The following is a 19,386-nucleotide window of genomic DNA, read 5'->3' as shown; positions in this document are numbered from 1 at the left end:
GTACCGCTGTCAACGGCCCGGGCGAGGCCGAGGTTCAGGAAGGATACTGCGGGTGGGAACGTCCTGCCGTGGTCGGTAAAACCAGCTCGTCCGTCCGGCCGATGTCGGCGAGCTGGATCGCGTCACCGAAGCGCCCCAGCGCCACCAACGCGGCACCGGTGGCGCCGATCTCCGGGTTGCGCTGATGCGACACCGGTCGCGGGGCGAGCGCGGTCGCGAAGGCCTGCCGCCACCACACCGAGGCGGCCACCGCACCGCCGCCCAACACCACGCCGACCGGTTTGTCGATTGTGGACTCCAGCACCCCGAGATCCCCGGCGACCAGCTCACACAAACCCTGCATCAGCCCAGCCAGGATGTCGACCGAGGTGGTGCTGAAACTCAGACCGCGCAGCTCACCACTGCCCGCCGGGGCCAGCCCCGGCGCCCGGTCGCCACCGAAGCGGGGATTCGCCGGCCGGCCACCACCCGTCGGCACCAGCGCCAGCGCCGCGTCCAGCTCAGCGCCCCGAGGCAACCGCAGCTCCCGGTCCGCCCAGGCGAAGAGATTGCCCCCGTTGGCGTACGCGGCCCCGGTCACCACATGCTCGTGGTCGACCCGGTAGCGCCACAACCGTTCGGGCAGGCGCGGCATCGGCTCGCCCGCCGGGATCCGCTGCATCAGCCGTACGGCAGCGGAGGTGCCCACTGTGACAGCGACCCGGCTCGGGTCGACGCAGCCCGAGCCGACGTTCGACGCCCCACCGTCGCCCACCGGCGGCGTCCAGCGGGCCTTCGCCAACTGCGGCCACCGACGAGCCAGGTCGACCCGGAGCCGGCCGTGCCAGTCCAGCTCGCCCAGCGGCGGCAGCTCCGCCGGCCGCGCCTCGGCCAGCGTCAGCGCCTCCTCGTCCCAGCTCAGGGTGCGCAGATCCAGCAGACCGGTCCCGGAGGCCTGGGAGATCGACATCGGCGCCGAGTCGAGCAACTCGCCCAGCACGTACTCGGGCAGACCCACGAACCGGGCGATCGGCGTGCCGGACTGTTCACGCAACCAGGGCAACCGCATCGACCAGTACGAACGGTGCCACCAGCAGCCGGTGCGCTGGTGGAAGCCGTCCGGGTCGGCCGGCCCGGCGGTGCGCCCGACCGGGGCCGGTCGGGTGTCCAGCCAGGTGACCACCGGGCCCAAGGGGGCGCCGTCGCGGTCCAGCGGGAGCACCGAGTGCCACTGGGCGGAGACCGCCACGAGGCCGACGTCGTGCAGGTGCCCCGAGTCGGCCAACTCGTCCAGGCACTCGACCAGGCTGGCCAGATAGTCCCGACCGGACAGCGTGCCGGTGCCGTCGTCGCCGATGGCGAGGTCGACCTTGCGGCGGGCCAGAGCGCCGGGCAGCGGCTGGGTGTCCGCGTCCAGCACCAGTCCGCGTACCGAGGAGGTGCCCAGGTCGAGCGCGAGAATGTTCATCGCCGGTCAAGTTACCCCGTGCCAGCCGGCCGACGGGCGCGTAGGGTGGATCACATGCTCGCGCAGTTGACCGTTTGGTGGCCCGCCGACCCGGCGGCCATCTCCCGCGCGTAGCTCCATCCACGCGGCCGCCATTGAGGCGGTCGCCGGATCTCCCGGCTTGAGGGCCGCCCGACGGCGGCACCCAGCCCGACGGAGACTCCGATGACCCACCTGACCGACCTGCTCGCCGCCGTCGCCAGCGGCGTCGACCCCGGCCCTTTCGCGCTTCTGCGCCGTGAGGGCGCGGACGACCTGGACCTGTTTGCCGGCCCGGTCGACACCGTCGAAGAGCTCACCGACCTCCCGCTGCCGGAGGGCCCGCCCGGGGCGCGGACGCTGGCCCTGGTGCCGTACCGGCAGATCGCCGAGCGCGGCTTCGCCTGCGTCGACGACGCCGCCCCGCTGGAGTTCCTCCGGGTCCGCGAGCATCAACGGATCACGCTGACCGACGCCCTCGCCGCGCTGCCCGATCAACCGGTGCGCACCACCGACGCGGGCTTCGACGTCAGCGACGACGAGTACGCGCGGACCGTGCAGCGGGTGCTGTCCGAGGAGATCGGCCGCGGTGAGGGCGCGAACTTCGTCATCCACCGCGCCCTGCACGCCACCGTGCAGGGCCCACCGCTGGCGGCCGCGCTGGCCGCGCTACGCCGGCTGCTGATTGCCGAGCGCGGCGCGTACTGGACGTTCGTGGTGCACACCGGCACCCGGACGCTGGTCGGCGCCAGCCCGGAGCGCCACGTCAGCGTCGACGACGGACTGGTGATGATGAACCCGATCAGCGGTACCTTCCGCTGCCCCGGTGGCGTCGCGGACCGGGCGGCGCTGCTGCGTTTCCTCGCCGATGAGAAGGAGATCGAAGAGCTGTACATGGTGCTCGACGAGGAGCTGAAGATGATGGCCACCGTCGCCGAGCAGGGTGGGCAGGTGATCGGACCGCAGCTGAAGGAGATGTCGCACCTGGCGCACACCGAGTACCTGCTCGCCGGGAGGGGCACCCGCGACGTGCGGGAGGTGCTGCGCGAGACGATGTTCGCCCCCACCGTCACCGGCAGCCCGATCGAGAACGCCTGCCGGGTGATCGCCCGGCACGAGCGCCGGGGCCGGGGCTACTACGGGGGCGTGCTGGCACTGCTCGGCCACGACGAGGCCGGTCGGCAGACGCTCGACGCCCCGATCCTGATCCGGACCGCCGAGATCTCCCCCACCGGCCGACTGCGGGTGCCGGTCGGCGCGACACTGGTCCGGCACTCGACGGCGGCCGGCGAGGTGGCCGAGACGCACGCCAAGGCCGCCGGGGTGCTGGCCGCGCTCGGCCTCGGGCCGGCGGCGTCCGTCGGCGACCGCGGGCCGGTCGCGCGGCTGGACGACGACCCTGCGGTACGCGACGCGCTGGCCGCGCGCAACGCACCGCTGGCGCGGTTCTGGCTGGACCAGCGGTCACCGGACGCGCCCGGACTGCCCGGGTTGGTCGGCCGCCGAGCGTTGATCGTGGACGCCGAGGACACCTTCACCAGAATGCTGGCCCACCAACTGAGCGCGTTGGGTCTCGCGGTGACCACCCGCACCTGGCACGCGAGCGGCCCGGTCGACGACTACGACCTGGTGGTCGTCGGTCCCGGGCCGGGCGACCCGGGCAGCGCGGACGAGCCGAAGATGCTGGCGCTGCGCAAGTTGCTGACCGGGCTGCTGACCACCGGCCGTCCCACCCTCGCGGTCTGTCTCGGCCATCAGGTGCTGGCCGGGTTGCTGGGGCTGACGCTGCACCGCCGGGACGCGCCCTACCAGGGGTTGCAGCGGGAGGTGCCGTTGTTCGGCCGCACCCGCCGGGTCGGGTTCTACTCGACGTTCACCGCCCGCTCCGACGCCGACCGGCTGGCCACCGCGTACGGGCCGGTGGAGCTGGCCCGCGACCCGGACGACGGCGCCGTGCACGCCCTGCGGGGCCGCGGCTTCGCCGGAGTGCAGTTCCACGCGGAGTCGGTGCTCAGCCCCGACGGGCTCGCCGTGCTGAGCGAGCTGCTGACCGACCTGCTGCCCGCGTCACGCCCGGACGAGCTGTCCGCGATCCGCGAAGGCGCATAGTCGGCCCGGCCCGGGGGTAGGGCTGGATGGACCGGTGGCGCGGGCGGGCCGAGAGCCCCCGCCCGCGCCACCGGTCGCCCTCGTTCGACGTTCGGTCAGCCGGCCATACCCGCCTTCAGCGCGGTCCCCAGCAGCACGGCGCGCCGGGCGGTCAGCGCGCAGGCCCCGAGCGCCACGGCGTCCGGGGCGATCTCCCCGTTGTTGCTGGTGTGCGAGGGACCGTACGGGTTGCCGGCGATGAACTGACTGGTGTCGGTGTAGCCGGGGGTGACCACCACACCGCCCCAGTGGTAAAAGACGTTGAAGAGCGAGGTCAGCGTGGTCTCCTGCCCCCCGTGCGAGGTCGCCGTCGAGGTGAAGGCGGAGTAGACCTTGTTGGCCAGCGCGCCCTGGGCCCAGAGCGGGCCGGTCGTGTCGATGAACTGCTTCAACTGCGCGGCGATCATGCCGTACCGGGTCGGCGCGCCGAGGATCACCACGTCGGCCCAGGCCAGGTCGTCGATCATCGCCTCGGGCACGTCCTGGGTCTCCAGGTGGTGCGCCTGCCATCCGGAGTTGGAGCGGATCGCCTCGTCCGGCGCCAACTCGCGCACCTTGCGCAGGCGTACCTCGGCACCGGCGTCCCCGGCGGCCTCACACACGGCCTGCGCCATCTGGTACGTGATGCCGGTGGCGCTGTAGTAGATCACCGCTACCTTGGTCTGGGCAGCCATCAGAGTGTCCCCTTCTCGTCTCGGATCAGCTCCCGCGACTACCCGCTGCGGACGCGCTCTAACGACAGCCTCCGGGGCCGCCGGCTACCGGTACGCCGGCTCAAGTTTTCCGCAACTTCCCGGTCGTTCCGGCCCGCCGCCAGGCCCGGACGACGATCCTGGTGCCATCGGTGCCGGCGGGATCGAGCCGCCGCCCCGCACCGGGCACCTGAACGGGGGATCGCGCTCCGCCGGCAATGGCGCTGGCGTAGCGCGATCAGGGGACGATCACCGCTCCCACGCCTCCGCCTCGGGTCAGCGGACCAGGGTCGCCATCAGCCGGTCCAGCTCGGCCGCCGGGTCGGCGGTGAGACCGGTGTGCACGGGCCCGGTCTGGATCATCGTGCTGCGCGGCGCGGCCAGCCAGTGGAACCGCTCGCCGAGGCGCATCCGGGTCGCCGGCCCGTCACCGGAGCAGGTCCGGTCCCAGGAGTCGAGCACCGCGGCCACCGCCGGCAGGTCGACGTCGGGCGCCAGCGCGCGCACCCGGTCGGCGTCCAGGTGCGTCCGCGCGGCCAGGAAGTCACGCTGCTGGCAGTAGAGCAACACCCCGACGTTGATCTGCTCACCGCGCTCGATGCGGGGCACGAGCCGGATCAGCGCGTACTCGAAGGGTTGCCTCATGCCCCGCTCCCCGATGGCAGCCAGTCGGCCGTGCGGGCGACCCGGCGGGACAGGTGATCCAGGTACGCGCCGCGCGCCGCGTCGGCCGTCTCGAAGTCGGCGGCGGTCAACCACTCCCCCGGCACCAGGGCCAGCACCTCGGTGAGCAGCTCCGGGGTGACCTGGGGGGCCAGCTCGGCGTCGGCCTCGGCCAGCCGCGACGCGTACGGCGCCAGCACGTGGTCCTCCGCGCGGTAGGCACGGTGCACGGCGGCCTCGGCGCGCGGCCAGTTGTGGTGGAAGTACAGCGAAGCGCCGTGGTCGATGAGCCACAGCTCCCGGTGCCAGACGAGCAGGTTCGGGTTGCGCCAGCTCCGGTCGACGTTCTCCACGTACGCGTCGAACCAGAGCACCCGGGAGGCCAGCGCCGGGTCGACCGGGTGCGCCACCGGGTCGAAGCCCAACGCCCCGGGCAGGAAGTCCATCCCGAGGTTGGCGCCGCCGCTGCTGCGCAGCAGCTCCTGCACCTCCTGGTCGGGCTCGGCCCGCCCGATCACCGGGTCGACGTCGAGGACCACCAGCGGCGGCACCCGTAACCCCAGCCGGCGCGCCAGCTCACCGCAGATCACCTCGGCGATCAGCGCCTTGGGCCCCTGCCCGGCGCCTCGGAACTTCGCCACGTACGTGCCCAGGTCGTCGGCCTCCACCACGCCCGGCAGCGACCCACCCTCGCGCAGCGGGGTGACGTAACGGATCGCGGTGACCTGGCGGAGCACGCCGCCCACCCTACTGTGGCCGGCCGGGACGGGTGGCGGGCCGGCCCAGGCCGGCACGTGCGAGTCAGTCGAGCTTGTCGCGCAGCTTGTCGACCTGGGTCTGCAGGCGGTCCACAGCGTTCTCGTTGTTGACGAACGTGGTGATACCCGCTGCCAGACCGAGCCCGATCAGCACGCTCAGGATGCTGAGCACCAGGCCGCCGATCGACACGCCACGACCGGTGACCCCGGGTCGACGCGCCATCTTGAGGCCGACGATGCCCAGGATGATCCCGATGATGCCGAGCACCAACCCCAGCCAGGCGAGGATCGCCGTCAACACGCTGAACAGAGCGGCCACCCCGAACACCAGGGCGAAGGTCGCCGCGGCGCTCGTCTTCGCGCGGGCGTCCCCCCGATGGCCCCGGGACCCGGCCGTTACGCCGGCGCCCCGCGCCGGCTCGCTTGCGGCAGTCATGAGATTCCCTTCCGTACGCGCGGCGCGCGCACTTCCGGCGAGCCGCATTCCCCCGACGACCGCCGTTACGCCTCCCACCAGCAGGAGTGTCGGTGCTCGGCCCTAGGCTGGCCGCCCGGCCACGAAAAGGAGCGCAGGATGCCTGTCGACCTCAGCGCGGCCGACGCGCTGGCGCTGCGGATGACCAGCCTGCTGCTGCGCCCGCACCCGACCACCCGCCCCGGCACCGTCGCCGAGGTGGTCGAGTGGTTCGGCGCGATGCAGGCACAGGATCTGGCCAGCGGGCTGTGGTCGCTGGGCGCCCGGCTACCCGGTCACGGCATGGCCGACGTGCAGGCGGCGTTGGAGCGGCGTGAGGCGCTGCGTACCTGGCCGATGCGGGGCACCGTGCACCTCGTTCCGCCCGCCGATGCCCGCTGGATGCTGGAGGTGACGGGCGTACGATCCCTGGCCGGCGTGGCGACCCGGCGGGCGCAGCTGGGGCTGACCGAGGCCGACGCGGACCGGGCGGTGGACGTCCTGGGCACCGCGTTGGCCGGCGGTGGTCGACTCACCCGCGCGCAGTGCCTCGCCACCCTGCGGGCGGCCGGCCTGAGCACCGACGGGCAACGTGGCTACCACCTGCTGTGGTACGCGAGCGTGCGCGGCGTGACCTGCGTGGCGCCGAACGTCGGGACCGAGCAGACCTTCGCCCTGCTCGACGAGTGGGCACCCACGTCCCACCGGCTGGAGCGGGACGAGGCGTTGGCAGTGCTCGCCCACCGATACGTTCGCGGGCACGGCCCGGTCACCGACCGCGAGTTCGCCGGGTGGAGCGGCCTCACAGTGACCGACGCCCGGCGCGGTCTGGCCGCCGCCGACGACGCGCTGAGCACGGTACGCGTCGACGGCACCGCGATGTACGTCGACGCGGCCCTGGCCGACGCGCCACGCACCACGCCGGACGACGTGTTGGCGCTGCCCGGCTTCGACGAGTACCTGCTCGGCTACCGGGACCGCACGTTGATGCTCGACCCCGCCCACCAGGCGGCCGTCGTGCCGGGCAACAACGGCATCTTCCAGGCCACAGTGGTCCGCGCCGGTCGGGTGGTGGGCGTGTGGAAACGCAAGATCGGCCGCACGGCGGTCACTGTGACGATCCAGCCGGTCACGACGCTCGACGCCGCCGCGCGGGCCCGGGTGGAGCAGGCACTCGGGCGCTACGCCGAATTCCTCGGGCTGCCGGCCCGCTTCGACTGGCTGACCTGACCCGGCGGCGTCACCGCTGCGGCGGCGCCGGGTCGGCCGGTCGTGGGCGGGCTGCGCTGAGCAGGTCGACGATCCGGGCCACCCGGGGGTCCGCGCGGATCTGCGCCACGCTGGCCGGCAGCGGCAGCCGCCAGTTCGGATACTCGTCGACAGTGCCCGGCATGTTGGGTTGGCGCACCTCGCCCAGCACGTCGTAGAGGGAGACGCCGAGCAGCCGGGTCGGGCTGGCCGCGAGCGCGGCGTGCATCGCGACCACCACCTCGCCGTCGTCGGGTGTCGAGCTCGCATCGGGCAGCGCCGAGTCGGCATCCGTCCTTTGCTCTGCACCCGCGGAGGCGACAGTATCGGTCGGTGGCCGCGGGATCGGCTCGGGCAGCAGGTTCTCGGCGCGCAGCATGCCCAGCAACCGGTCCCGGTCGGCGGCGGCGCGGGCCCGCTCCACCGCCACGTCGGTGCCGAGCAGCTTCAGCTCGTCGCGCACCCGCACGTGCTCACCGGTCAGGAAGCCCGGCGCGGTGGGCAGGTCGTGGGTGGAGATGGTGGCGAGGGCGTTGCGCGGCCACCGGGCCGGCGGGACGAAGTCACCGGCCTCGTCGCGCGCGAACCACAGCACCGTCGAGCCGAGCATGTTGCGCCCCCGCAAACCTCGGGTCACCGCCGGTTGGACAGTGCCGAGATCCTCACCGACCACCACCGCGCCGGCCCGGTGCGCCTCCAACGCGAGGATGCCCAGCATCGCCTCGGCGTCGTAGCGCACGTAGGTGCCCTCGGCCGCACCGCCGCCCGGCGGCACCCACCACAGTCGCCACAGACCGGCGACGTGGTCGACCCGCAGGCCACCCGCGTGCCGCAGGACGCGGCGCAGCATGTCCCGGTACGCGGCGTAACCGGTTGCGGCGAGGCGGTCCGGGCGCCACGCGGCGAGCCCCCAGTCCTGGCCGAGCTGGTTGAAGTCGTCCGGTGGCGCGCCGACCCGCACGCCCTGGGCCAGCACGTCGGCGAGCTGCCACCCGTCCGCGCCGCCCGGGTCGATGCCGACGGCCAGGTCGTGCACGACACCGACCGGCATCCCCGCCGAGCGGGCCGCCGCCGTGACGGCGTCGAGCTGCTCGTCGCAGAGGTGTTGCAGCCAGGCGTGGAAGGCGACCCGGTCGGCGAGATGCCGACGCTGCTCGGCGACCGCCGGGGCGTCCGGGTGGTGCAGTTCCGCCGGCCAGGCCCGCCAGTCGTTGCCGTGCCGCTCGGCCAGCGCGCACCAGGTGGCGAAGCTGGTCAGCGCCGGGTCCGCGCCAAGGTCAACCGGCTGGGCGTACGGGTGCAGCAACTCCAGCGCGCGCCGCTTGGCGGCCCACACCTCGTCGTAGTCGATCAGGGGCCCCCGGTCGGGGCGCAGCGCGTCGACCACCGCCCGGGTGGCCGGCTCCGCCGCCCGGTACGCGGCGGTGTCGCTGACCCGCAGGTAGAGCGGATTGACGAAGCGTCGACTGGCCGGCGAATACGGTGAGGTGGCCACCGGGTGCGCCGGCCCGACCGCGTGCAGCGGGTTGAGCAGCACCAGCCCCGCCCCGTTGGCACCGGCCCACCCGGTGAACTCGGCGAGATCACCGAGGTCTCCCATGCCCCAGGATTGCTCCGACGTGAGCGCGTAGAGCTGGAGCATCCACCCCCAGCTCGACGGCGGCACCGGCAGCCGACGCGGCACCACCACCAGTGTCACCTCGCGGTCGGCGCAGGCCAGCCGGTGCCAGCCCAGCGGCAGGTCGGCCGGCAGTTCGCCCTCGACAGCGCGGCGGCCACCGTCCTCCAGGGTCACCATCCCCGGGCCGGGCAGCGCCCGGCCGCGACCGTGGGTGAGCACGACTGTCTCCGGCAGGGCGTTCCGGTCGACCGCACGGGCGGCGGCGAGCGCGTCGGCGATCGCCGACGGGCTGGTGGCGTCCACGCCGAGCAGCCCCAGCACACCCACCACTGTCCGCGGTGCGACCTCGACGCGGCGGTGCCGCCAGTCCTCGTACCAGGTGGAAACACCGTGCGCGTTGGCCAGCGCGGCCAATCGTCGGTCCATGTGCCCCCCGCTCCACGACGCGACCTACGACCACCCTGCCACGCCCACCCGAACCCCGCAGAACACGCACCCCCACCCCCCGCCGCGCCGATCTTGCACTTCCTGTCCCGACACAAGGTGCATTCCACCTGTATCGACAACCGAAAGTGCAAGATCGGCGGCGTAAGGAGGTCGTCAGTCGGCGAGCGCGCCGGCTGCTCGGCCCTCCTGCAGGGTCAGGTTGCGGCCGTTGGCCGGGTCGAACAGGTGGATCTTTTCCAGGTTGAACCAGACTCGGCGCGTCTGCCCCTCGGCGACCGGGGACTCGGCGGACAACCGGGTCACCAGGTTGCCACCGGCGCCGGCGAAGTCGGCGGCGCCGGCGTCGGCGGCCAACTCCTCCAACTCGGCGGCGCTGGCCTTCTCCCCCTCGACGGTGAAGTAGACGTACTTGTCCGAGCCCATCGACTCGACGATGTCCACCGGCGCCTCGAACTCCATACCCCGCCGACGGGTGTCGTCGTCGACCAGTTCGGCGTCCTCGAAGTGCTCGGGCCGGATGCCGAGGATCAGCTCGCGGGGCGCGTCGGCCGCCTCCAGCTCGCGGCGGATCCGGTCACCGATCGGCACGATGCCCAGGGCGGTGTGCAGCTCGCCGTCCTGCACGGCGGCGTGCAGGAAGTTCATCGACGGCGAGCCGATGAAGCCGGCCACGAAGAGGTTCTTCGGGTGGTCGTACAGCTCCTGCGGAGGCCCGACCTGCTGCACCGCGCCCCCGCGCATGATCACCACACGGTCGCCGAGGGTCATCGCCTCGGTCTGGTCGTGGGTGACGTAGACGGTGGTGGTGCCGAGCTGCTTCTGCAGGCGGGACACCACGGTGCGCATCTGCACCCGCAGCTTGGCGTCGAGGTTGGACAACGGCTCGTCCATCAGGAACGCCTTCGGCTGGCGGACGATCGCCCGGCCCATCGCCACCCGCTGACGCTGGCCACCGGAGAGGTTGGCCGGCTTGCGGTCCAGCAGCGAGGTCAGCTCCAGCACCTTCGCCGCCTCGTCGACCTTGCGGTCGATGGTCTCCTTGTCGAGCTTCGCCAGTCGCAGCGGGAACGCCATGTTCTCCCGCACCGTCATGTTCGGGTACAGCGCGTACGACTGGAACACCATGGCGATGTCCCGGTCCCGGGGGGCCTTGTCGTTGACCCGCTGCCCAGCGATGCGCAGTTCACCGGAGCTGATGTCCTCCAGCCCGGCGATCATGTTGAGGGTGGTGGACTTGCCGCAGCCCGAGGGCCCGACCAGGATCACGAACTCGCCGTCGGCGATCTCCAGGTCGACGTCCTGCACGGCGACGGTCCCGTCCGGGAAGCTCTTGCTCACCTTGTCCAGCACGATGTCAGCCATGACTACCCACCTATCCCTTGACCGCGCCGGAGGTCAGACCGGACACGATGCGACGCTGGAAGAAGAGAACGAACAGGATGATCGGAACGGTGATCACCACGGCGGCGGCGCAGATCGCCCCGGTGGGGTCCTCGAACTGCGACGCGCCGGTGAAGAACGACAACGCGGCCGGCACCGTGCGGGACCGCTCGGTCGAGGTCAGCGAGATCGCGAACAGGAAGTCGTTCCAGCAGAAGATGAAGACCAGGATCGCCGTCGTGAACAGCCCGGGCGCGGCCAGTGGCGCGATCACCCGCCGGAACGCCTGCCCCTGGGTGGCGCCGTCCATCTTCGCGGCCTTCTCCAGATCCCACGGGATCTGCTTGAAGAACGCCGACAGCGTGTAGATCGCCAGCGGCAGCGCGAAGGTGATGTACGGCAGGATCAGCCCCAGCCAGGTGTCGAAGATCCCCAGCTGGCGCTCGATCTCGAACAGCGGCGACACCAGTGACACCTGCGGGAACATCGCGATCAGCAGGGAGACACCGACCAGCAGCTTCTTACCGGGGAAGTCCAGCCGGCTGATCGCGTACGCGGCCATCGCGCCGAGTACCACCGCGATCAGCGTGGCGATCAGTGCGATGCCGATCGAGTTGACCAGTGCCCGGACGAACTGGTCGGTGTCGAAGATGGTCCGGTAGTTGTCCAGCGTCCACTCCCGGGGGATGAAGTTCCCGTCGGTGAGGGTCGCCGGCGTCTTGAACGACAACGACGCGATCCACAGCACCGGGACCAGCGCGAAGACGACCACGAGGACGTCGAGCAGACCCCAGCGCAGCTTTGCCCTGGTAGTGGTTTCGACAGCCATGTCAGCGCCTCTCCCCGTCGTCGCTGCCCGGAGCAGCGGTGCCGAACAGCTTCACGAAGACGAAGGCGATGATCGCCACGGTGATGAAGATCAGCACCGACATCGTCGAGCCGATGCCGAGGTTGAGACCCCGGATCAGGTTGTTGTAGGCGAGCATCGACACGGACGACGTCTCGTTGCCTCCGGCGGTCAACACGAAGATGTTGTCGAAGACCCGGAACGCGTCCAGGGTGCGGAACAGCAACGCGACCAGGATGGCCGGCTTCATCACCGGCAGCATCACCTTGGTGAACTTCTGCCACGCGGTCGCGCCGTCGGTGGAGGCCGCCTTGAGCAGGTCCTCCGGGACCAGCGCCAGCCCGGCCATCAGCAGCAGCGCCATGAACGGGGTGGTCTTCCAGATCTCCGCCAGCATGATGATCGCCAGAGAGCTGGCCCGCTCGGTGAGCGGCGCGCCGTCGCTGAACAGGTCGGCCAGGTAGCCGGTGCCGGGCGTCCAGGCGTACCGCCAGGAGAACGCGGCGACAACAGTGACGATCCCGTACGGGATCAGCGCCGAGGTCCGGACCAGGCCGCGCCCGACGATGGTGCGGTGCATGATGATCGCCAGGCCCATGCCGAGCACCAGCTCGATGGCGACGGTGACCACCGTGATCAGCATGGTCACCCCGAACGCGGTCCACCAGAACTCGTTGGTGAGCACTGTGACGTAGTTCTCCAGCCCGATGAACTCACGCTGGTCGGGGAAGCGCAGGTCGAAGCGCTGCAACGACAGCCAGACCGAGTAGATGATCGGGTACGCGGTCACCGCGATCATGACCAGCGCGGCCGGCGCGCAGAGCAGCAGACCGAGCCGGCGTTCGGCCTTCTTGTTCTCGCTCAACGGGGGCTTGCGACGGCTGCCGCGTTGCTTCGGCACGGACGCGGGCCGCTGGGTTTCCTCGGCGGCGACTTCGGCGCCGGTCGGTGTGGCGTTGATACTCACGGCAGGACCCCCTTGGACTGGAGGGCGTCGGCGATGGCGTCGCGCAGCTCGTCGGCGGTCTGCTGCGGGCGGATGCCGGACGGCGGCGACAGGATCGCCGACATCACTGTGGAGATGCTCTGGTAGGCGGGGGTCAGCGGACGCGTCGCCGGATCCTTCAGCTCCTCCAGGATGGTGTCCTTCATCGGGTACGCCTCGATCATCTCCGGGTCGTCGAAGACCGCCTCGATGGTCGGCGGCACACCGTCGTTGATGGCGGAGAACTTCTGGTGCTCGGCGCTGCGGATGCACCGGGCCGCCTCGAAGGACTGCTCCGGGTGCTTGGAGTAGGAGCTGACCGCCAGGTTGACCCCACCGATGGTGACCTTGCTGGGGGTGCCCTCGTCGATGCCCGGGATCCGAGCCCAGCCGACCTGCTTGGCCAGGTCCGGGTTCGCCTCCTGGAGAGCCGGGTAGACGAACGGCCAGTTCACCTGGAACGCGCCCTCACCGGACTGGAACTCCAGCCGAACGGGGTCCTCGGTGGCGTTGCTGAACGACGGCGAGGTAACGCCCGACGTGGCGAACTTCTTCAGCTGCTCCAACGCCCGGACCGTGCCCTCGTCCATCTCGGCCTTCGTACCGTCGTCGTTGAGGATCTTCCCGCCGGCGCTTTCGGCGAGGGTGTTGTAGAGGACGACCAGACCCTCGTACTGCGCGCCCATGGTGAGCACCTGGTACGGCTTGCCCTGGTCCTTGAGCTGCTGGGCCGCGCTGATCATCTGGTCCCAGGTGGTCGGCGGCTGCGGCACCAGGTCCTTGCGGTACCAGAGCAGCTGGACGTTGGTGTTCTTCGGCGCCGCGTACAACTTGTCCTTGTAGCGGGCGGTGTCCAACGGCCCGGCGAGGGTGCCCTGCTCGACCTCGGCCTTGTCCTGGCCGGTCCACTCGCGGATCCAGTCGGCGCTGGCGAACTCCTGGGTCCAGGTGACGTCCAGCCCGAGCAGATCCATCCCGCTGTCCTCGGCGGCCAGCCGGCGCACCATCTGCACCCGCTGGTCGTCGGCCTGCCGGGGCAGCACCCGGTAGGCGATCTCGTACCGTCCCTGGGCCTGCGCGTTGCAGTCGTCGACGACCTTCTGCAGGTTCTGCTCGGGCGGGTAGTACAGGTTGATCGTCGGTGGGCCACCAGCGTCGTCCGCGCCGCACGCGGCCAACGGCGCCACGAGTGCCAGCGCGGCGGCCGCCGCGCCCAGCCGTGCTACTGGCCGGCGTCGGTGTCGAGCCGTTTCGGGGTCCGTCATCGCCCTCCCCCTCTCCTCGGCGAAAGACCGGGGAGGGCATCCGTGCCCCGGCGCACGGCGAGCCGATTCCGAGTCGGCAAGCTGCGGAAACACCGGCCCGGACGCTCTGTAGCGGCTACTCTGCCCCACCCGTGAAGCCGCGAAACCTGGCTGTTACAGCGGAGGTTCACGCCCGGACCGCCGCCGACGGCCCGCACCCGAATGCCACCAGAGTCGAACCCGCTTAACGGTACGAGCAGCGCCAGGCTGGAGTATGACAGGTGTAAGCTGCGCGTATGACAGAGCCTCAGCGCCGCTTCACGATCTCCGTCCCCCCGGACGTGAGTCAGATCCTGGAGAGCCAGGGCAACCGCATGGCCAGCGCCTACGTCACCGAGTCGGTGCGTCGGCGCAAGCGGGTGGAGCAGCACAAGGAGTTGTTGCTCGCCGCCGGCATCCACGTCAGCGAGCAGGGTGTGGCCGAGGCGCGGGCCCGTCGCCTGGGCGTCGAGGCTGAGTGGTCTCCGGAGCGGTTCGAGGCGGAGCGCGCCAAGATCCGCGCCGCCATGGAGGCCGAGATGAACGGTGACGACACCGCGCCCCGCGCCGACGGCGCATGACCTCGGAGACGACGCCACCAGTTCGCCTCATCCTGGACCGGTCGGCCCTGCTGGGGTACGCCGTCCTCCGGACGGTGCACGTGGGCGAGCCCGTCCACGAGGTGATTGAGGACGGGGTGCGGTTCGGGGTGCCGGTGGTGGCAGCGACCGAAGCGTTGACCATGGCGACCGGCAAGGATTTGGCCCTGCTGCACAAGCTGCTGGCCCTGACGTCCTGCGCGCTGCTGCCCGAGCAGGCGGAGGATCTACCGGAGCTGACCTTCTGGCAGCGCAGGACCCGTCGTTTCGACCTGGCCGCAGCCGCCGTGGCGGGCCTGACCCACGACGCCGCGGTGCTGACCAGTGAGGGGCCCGGATACTCCGACGGGGTGCCGCTGATCCACTTTCCGGGATGAAGGACGGCGGGCCGAGCGTCAGCCGCGGGCTCTCGCCCAGGAGAGGAAGCGCTCGGTCATCCGGGCCGGCGGATGATCCGGGTGGAGTTGGGTGAGCTGGTTCGTCGCCTCGTGCATGAGAGTGCCGAGATAGATCAGCAGCGCGGTCCGGTTGGCCCGGTACTCCGTCAACAGGGCGAGCTTGGCCGGCTGGCAGGGCCACTCCCGGCCGCAGTTGCGGCACCGCCAGAGCGGGCGCATGGCGACGTGCGGGACGGGCGGCCGGACCACAACCATCACCGCCACCGCACCAAAGGGCTCAGCACATCGTCCTCCTGAAGGTGGGTGAAGGGGTCGCTCCCGCAAGGGGGAGACGGGAGCGACCCCGGGTGCAGAGCCTGCCGCCGCCATTCCGGCCACCAGCGGACCCGCCACTGGTGACAGTCTGGTGATGACACGACTACCTTCGATACGTGCTCGCGCCATCCGTGCAGCTCAGCGGTCCAGGTGAGCACCCATGAGGGACACGCCGAGCCAGACTGAGCGAAGGTTGGGGAATCGATGGGGACCGTCACCGACTACGTGCTGGAGGAGTTGCGCCTGCTCCGGGCGGAAACAGGGCTCAGTCAGGACGACTTCGGCCGGGGCATCGGCTATTCGGGTTCACACGTCAGCTCGGTGGAGACCGGCGGGCGACCGCCCACGATGGAGTACATGAGGGCGGTCGACACCCACCACCAGACCGGCGGACGCTTCCTCCGCATGCTCGACGGGTTGGCCCGGCTCGACGCCGAACCGGCCTGGCTTCGCGAGTGGATCGAGTTCGAGCGGGAGGCGACCACGCTGCGCTGGTTCGAGTTGGCCTACGTGCCGGGCCTGCTCCAGACCGAGCGGTACGCTCGCGCGACGCTGGCCGGTGGCCGGTTCGACCCCGAGGATGTGGACCGGATCGTCGCCTCGCGGCTGGAACGCCAGGCGATCCTGCACCGCCCGCGCCCGCCGCAGCTCATCGCCGTGCTGGACGAGGCGGTGCTTCGCCGGCCGGTGCTCGACCAGCCGGGCCTCATGGTCGAGCAGTGCGAGCACCTGGCCCAGTTGGCGGTGGCGGAGCATATCCAGGTGCACATCGTCCCGACGGATGCTGGGATGTATCTGGGGCTGGCCGGTCAGTTCATCATCGCCGAGATGCCGGACGGCGAGCGGGTGGCCCACGCCGACAACCAGCTCACCGCGCAGTTCGTCGATGCGCCAACCGACGTCGCTAAGCTGGCGAAGACGTGGGAGATCGTGCGAAACGAGGCGCTCCCCCGCCGGCAGTCAACCGACCTGATCAAGGAAGTGGCGAAGTCATGGGCATGCTGACCCCCCAGTGGCGCAAGTCGACCCGGTCCGGCGGCAACGGCGGCTCCTGCGTCGAGGTCGCCGACAACCTGCCGAGCGTGGTGCTGGTGCGCGACACCAAGGACCGCGACGGCGGCACCCTGCACGTCGACCCCACAGCCTGGAAGGCCTTCATCAAGTACGCCAAGCAGCACTGACCCGCCCCGGCCCAGCCAACCGCGCCGATCTTGCAGTTCCGGTGGTCGAAAAGCGTGGAATGCCGCCTACGTCGGGACAGTAAGTGCAAGATCGCGGCCCGGCCCGGCCCAGGCCGGCCCGGGCCCGGCCCGGCGTCGTGCGAGACTCCCCTCCCAACGCGCGCGGGGACCCCTCGGGACCAGGCATGCTGGCACGATGATCGCGCGCTTCAAGGACCTCTGCCTGGACGCCAACGACCCGCTCGCACTGGGTGCCTTCTGGGCCCGGCTGCTCGACGGGGACGTGGCCGACGCCGGTGACGACGACACCCGGGTGGACCCGCGCTCGGCGCGCTCACCCGCGGAGTCGATCTGGGTGAACAAGGTGCCGGAGCCTCGGGTCGGCAGGACCCGCGTACACCTGGATCTGCGGTTGCCCGGCGCGGACCCGGCGCCGCTGCTCGCGGACGGCGCCCGACTGGTCCGCGAGCCGAACGACGACGGCCGGTGGGTGCTGGCCGACCCGGACGGCAACGAGTTCTGCGCGCTCGCGGCCGACGCCAACAGCCGACCGGGGCCGTTTCAGCTCGTGGTGGACGCGCTCGACCCGGCCGCCCAGGCGAGCTGGTGGGCCGGCGTGCTCGGCGGCACCGCCGAGTACGGGTCGACCGACGCGCTGGTGCTCGGGTCCGCCGGCCTGCCCTGGGACCACTGGGTCTTCGACGGGGTGAGCGAGCCCAAGACGGTCAAGAACCGTATGCACTGGGACGTCGAGCTGGCCGAGCCGGAGCCGATGGCGCTGATCGCGGCGGGCGCGACGCTGCTGCGGGAGCCGATCGACGAGGCGCACTGGTGGTGGGTGCTGGCCGACCCCGAGGGCAACGAGTTCTGCGCCTTCGCACCACGCCCCACCGGGTGAACGACCGACTACCGAGCGCGGCCGTCGTCGGCTAGCGTTTTCCTAGCGCCGTAGCTGGCGCGTTCGCCGCCGTCGTCGACACGCCTCCGGCCGACCCATGCCTGCCCGATCGGTTGGTAATCGCGGGAACGTCCCACCGCCGCTCCCCCGTTTCGGCAGGATCGTCCCAACGAGGAGGTGCCGTCGTGCAGGACACCCGCGCTCTCGCCCTGACGTTCGAGGTGAGCGGCCTGCCACCGGTCAAGACCGAAGCGTTGTCCATCTTCGCCGCCGGGCATCGGCAGGCGACGAGGGTCCGCACTCTGCTCCAGGCCGCCCTCGCGGCGGCCCAGCGCACCGGCTGGACGCCGTTGCCCGGGCCGATCGAGGTGGACCTGGTGTTGCGCTGCCCGCCCGGGCACCGTACGTCCGACGCCAGCACCCTGCTCGGCGGCGTCTGCGCGGTGTTGCAGGACAAGAAGCGGGTGTCCAGCATCGGCCTCACCCACCTCGGCGTGCTGGTGGACGTCGCCCTCTACGACGACGACCGGCAGATCCGCCGGCTGTCGTACCACGAGGAGCCGGCTGAGGAGTTCTCGTACCAGGTGCGGGTCGCCGCCGTACCGACAGGGGTTTGACCGACGTCCGCGGTGGGGTATCGCGGACGCCGACGAAGGGAGCACCGATGTCGGAGCCACATGTCACGCTCGACCCCCGCGGGCTCGATCCTGTGCAGCAGAAGCTGCGCGGGCCGCTGGAGGAGCAGCTGACCTCGGCGCTTCAGGCGGCCACCGAGCGGGTCCGCTCCGGCTATGCCGGCGAACCGGTCGAGCAGGTCTGCCAGCGGCTGTTGGAGGAGACCCGCTCCGGGTTGCATCCCGACATCGCTGCCGGCTTCAACCCGGACATGGACGAGTTCTGCCGGGTGGCGGTGGCGATCGTCCGGCGCGAGGAAGGCTGAGCCGCAGCGGCTCTCAGTATCGGCTCAGCTGGGCGTACGGGCTGAGCACGATGCGTGGTGACAGCGCCGGGTCCAGCCAGTTGAGCACGTCGACCAGGTGATCGTGGGCGAGGGAGACGCAACCGGCGGTGGCGTTGCCGGCGCTGGTGCTGAACTGGTGCAGGAAGATTCCGCTGCCCGCGTTCGGCACCGGCTTCGGCACGTTCGGCGGCATGTTGTAGGTGATCACCGCGAAGTGCGTGTACGCGGGGACCTCCTTCCACAGGGCCTCGCTGGCCCCACCCGGGTTGGTCGAACTGTGCTGGAAGGTGTTGTAGAGCGCCGACGACGGGTTCTCGTTCCACCAGTCACCGTCGACCAGCCGGTGGTAGGGGAACCGCACTCCCGGGTCGGCGGCGATGCCGTACATGGTGGGGCCGATCGAGTAGACGCCGGTCGGCGTGGTCGGCACACCCTCCACGTGGTTGTCACTGAAGCCCTTCGAGCCGATCCGGGCGGGCAACGACGCCGAGGCCGGCTGCCAGGTGCTCCGCACCCGCACGAACGCCTCCAGCGTGGCGTAGGTCGTGGTGTAGCTGCTGGCGCCGACGACGATCACCTGCTTCGTCTCCGCCGGCAGCGTGGTCAGCGCGCTGGCCCGGTTCTGGGGCTGCCACTTCGGCGGGGGCCGCTTTGGCGGTGCCGTGGCTGCGCCCGCCCGCAGGGGGCCGCTCGCCGCGAGTGCGGGCGCGGCCGGGGCGAGCACGGCCGGGGCGACCAGACCCGCCGCCGCGCCGAAAAGGAGAGATCTGCGCTTCATGCCGCCATCCTGACAGTCGAACCGGCGCACGGTCTGCCCCGCTCGAACGTTTCGCGGGCCGGGTCAGGACCGGGTCCGCAACTACCCGGCCCTGACCCTCGGCCGTCCGGCAGGGAAGCGGACAGCTCCAGCACCCCGCCGCGCGGGCGTGACACGACGCCACGCGCCGGAACGGGGCGAGCCAGCCACTTTCGCACTCAGCTCCACGGTGCTCACCCGCCGAACGCCGACGCGCCCCGACACACCCCGAAGGGCCGGCAGCGCC

21 protein-coding genes are annotated in these 19,386 nt (G+C 71.3%); 9 read left to right on the top strand and 12 right to left on the bottom strand.

The window, feature by feature from the left end; all coding sequences use genetic code 11:
* Positions 1–34 precede the first annotated feature (34 nt).
* Positions 35–1,447 (bottom strand): FGGY family carbohydrate kinase, encoded by a 1,413-nt coding sequence (locus tag ACGF3C_RS31050; RefSeq protein WP_357228509.1) that lies wholly within the window; start codon positions 1,445–1,447, stop codon positions 35–37.
* 204 nt (positions 1,448–1,651) lie between these two features.
* Here ACGF3C_RS31050 and ACGF3C_RS31045 point away from each other — a divergent pair, with 204 nt between their 5' ends.
* Entirely contained in the window at positions 1,652–3,574 is a 1,923-nt protein-coding gene (locus ACGF3C_RS31045) for an anthranilate synthase family protein (RefSeq protein WP_393227274.1), read from the top strand.
* A 95-nt stretch (positions 3,575–3,669) separates the two neighbouring features.
* On the opposite strand, the gene wrbA is transcribed toward ACGF3C_RS31045, so the two are convergent.
* From wrbA to ACGF3C_RS31025, 4 genes are all read right to left on the bottom strand, one after another.
* Positions 3,670–4,287, bottom strand: coding sequence for an NAD(P)H:quinone oxidoreductase (gene wrbA / locus ACGF3C_RS31040; RefSeq protein ID WP_357201660.1), 618 nt, complete (start codon positions 4,285–4,287; stop codon positions 3,670–3,672).
* A 294-nt stretch (positions 4,288–4,581) separates the two neighbouring features.
* Positions 4,582–4,950 (bottom strand): DUF3037 domain-containing protein, encoded by a 369-nt coding sequence (locus ACGF3C_RS31035; protein ID WP_366608662.1) that lies wholly within the window; start codon positions 4,948–4,950, stop codon positions 4,582–4,584.
* Positions 4,947–5,705 (bottom strand): HipA family kinase, encoded by a 759-nt coding sequence (locus tag ACGF3C_RS31030; RefSeq protein ID WP_357201654.1) that lies wholly within the window; start codon positions 5,703–5,705, stop codon positions 4,947–4,949. Before ACGF3C_RS31030 ends, ACGF3C_RS31035 begins: the two co-directional genes overlap by 4 nt.
* 64 nt (positions 5,706–5,769) lie before the next feature.
* Positions 5,770–6,162, bottom strand: coding sequence for a hypothetical protein (locus tag ACGF3C_RS31025; protein ID WP_393227271.1), 393 nt, complete (start codon positions 6,160–6,162; stop codon positions 5,770–5,772).
* 138 nt (positions 6,163–6,300) lie between these two features.
* Here ACGF3C_RS31025 and ACGF3C_RS31020 point away from each other — a divergent pair, with 138 nt between their 5' ends.
* Positions 6,301–7,410 carry a winged helix DNA-binding domain-containing protein gene (locus tag ACGF3C_RS31020; protein ID WP_393227270.1) on the top strand — a complete coding sequence of 370 codons (1,110 nt, stop codon included), beginning with the start codon at positions 6,301–6,303 and terminating at the stop codon, positions 7,408–7,410.
* Between the two features lie 10 nt (positions 7,411–7,420).
* Here ACGF3C_RS31020 and malQ read toward each other — a convergent pair whose 3' ends face one another.
* The 5 genes from malQ to ACGF3C_RS30995 form a co-directional block, all read right to left on the bottom strand.
* Positions 7,421–9,475, bottom strand: a complete 2,055-nt coding sequence (gene malQ, locus ACGF3C_RS31015) for a 4-alpha-glucanotransferase (protein ID WP_393227268.1) — start codon at positions 9,473–9,475, stop codon at positions 7,421–7,423.
* A gap of 174 nt (positions 9,476–9,649) precedes the next feature.
* Entirely contained in the window at positions 9,650–10,858 is a 1,209-nt protein-coding gene (locus ACGF3C_RS31010; protein ID WP_393227266.1) for an ABC transporter ATP-binding protein, read from the bottom strand.
* Between the two features lie 10 nt (positions 10,859–10,868).
* Positions 10,869–11,705 (bottom strand): carbohydrate ABC transporter permease, encoded by an 837-nt coding sequence (locus tag ACGF3C_RS31005; protein WP_357201639.1) that lies wholly within the window; start codon positions 11,703–11,705, stop codon positions 10,869–10,871.
* Position 11,706: 1 nt separating this feature from the next.
* Entirely contained in the window at positions 11,707–12,690 is a 984-nt protein-coding gene (locus ACGF3C_RS31000; protein ID WP_355008402.1) for a sugar ABC transporter permease, read from the bottom strand.
* Positions 12,687–13,973: an ABC transporter substrate-binding protein gene (locus ACGF3C_RS30995; RefSeq protein ID WP_393227264.1), complete on the bottom strand. Its 1,287-nt coding sequence runs from the start codon at positions 13,971–13,973 to the stop codon at positions 12,687–12,689. Before ACGF3C_RS30995 ends, ACGF3C_RS31000 begins: the two co-directional genes overlap by 4 nt.
* Before the next feature lie 275 nt (positions 13,974–14,248).
* Here ACGF3C_RS30995 and ACGF3C_RS30990 point away from each other — a divergent pair, with 275 nt between their 5' ends.
* Entirely contained in the window at positions 14,249–14,572 is a 324-nt protein-coding gene (locus ACGF3C_RS30990) for a hypothetical protein (protein ID WP_393227262.1), read from the top strand.
* Positions 14,569–14,967, top strand: coding sequence for a hypothetical protein (locus ACGF3C_RS30985; RefSeq protein ID WP_124858603.1), 399 nt, complete (start codon positions 14,569–14,571; stop codon positions 14,965–14,967). Before ACGF3C_RS30990 ends, ACGF3C_RS30985 begins: the two co-directional genes overlap by 4 nt.
* An 18-nt stretch (positions 14,968–14,985) precedes the next feature.
* On the opposite strand, the gene ACGF3C_RS30980 is transcribed toward ACGF3C_RS30985, so the two are convergent.
* Entirely contained in the window at positions 14,986–15,243 is a 258-nt protein-coding gene (locus ACGF3C_RS30980; RefSeq protein ID WP_357230025.1) for a flavin reductase, read from the bottom strand.
* A 264-nt stretch (positions 15,244–15,507) separates the two neighbouring features.
* Between ACGF3C_RS30980 and ACGF3C_RS30975 the strand changes: the two genes are divergently transcribed.
* The 5 genes from ACGF3C_RS30975 (at position 15,508) to ACGF3C_RS30955 (ending at position 18,322) form a co-directional block, all read left to right on the top strand.
* Positions 15,508–16,308 carry a helix-turn-helix domain-containing protein gene (locus tag ACGF3C_RS30975; RefSeq protein WP_393227260.1) on the top strand — a complete coding sequence of 267 codons (801 nt, stop codon included), beginning with the start codon at positions 15,508–15,510 and terminating at the stop codon, positions 16,306–16,308.
* A complete protein-coding gene (locus ACGF3C_RS30970) occupies positions 16,302–16,484 on the top strand; it encodes a DUF397 domain-containing protein (protein ID WP_357230036.1) in 183 nt (60 codons plus the stop codon). The genes ACGF3C_RS30975 and ACGF3C_RS30970 overlap by 7 nt, the downstream gene beginning before the upstream one ends.
* 196 nt (positions 16,485–16,680) lie before the next feature.
* Positions 16,681–17,382: a VOC family protein gene (locus tag ACGF3C_RS30965; protein ID WP_393227258.1), complete on the top strand. Its 702-nt coding sequence runs from the start codon at positions 16,681–16,683 to the stop codon at positions 17,380–17,382.
* Positions 17,383–17,567: 185 nt separating this feature from the next.
* Positions 17,568–17,999 carry a hypothetical protein gene (locus ACGF3C_RS30960; protein WP_355008410.1) on the top strand — a complete coding sequence of 144 codons (432 nt, stop codon included), beginning with the start codon at positions 17,568–17,570 and terminating at the stop codon, positions 17,997–17,999.
* 47 nt (positions 18,000–18,046) lie between these two features.
* Entirely contained in the window at positions 18,047–18,322 is a 276-nt protein-coding gene (locus tag ACGF3C_RS30955) for a hypothetical protein (RefSeq protein WP_357230032.1), read from the top strand.
* Positions 18,323–18,335: 13 nt separating this feature from the next.
* Here the strand turns inward: ACGF3C_RS30955 and ACGF3C_RS30950 are convergent, their stop codons facing one another.
* Positions 18,336–19,121, bottom strand: coding sequence for a L,D-transpeptidase family protein (locus ACGF3C_RS30950; protein ID WP_393227256.1), 786 nt, complete (start codon positions 19,119–19,121; stop codon positions 18,336–18,338).
* Positions 19,122–19,386: the final 265 nt, after the last annotated feature.

Source organism: Micromonospora sp. NPDC047762 (assembly GCF_043204655.1).
GTDB lineage: Bacteria > Actinomycetota > Actinomycetes > Mycobacteriales > Micromonosporaceae > Micromonospora.
The sequence above is the reverse complement of the archived record's forward strand: the minus strand, read 5'-3'. Positions and strand labels throughout refer to the sequence as shown.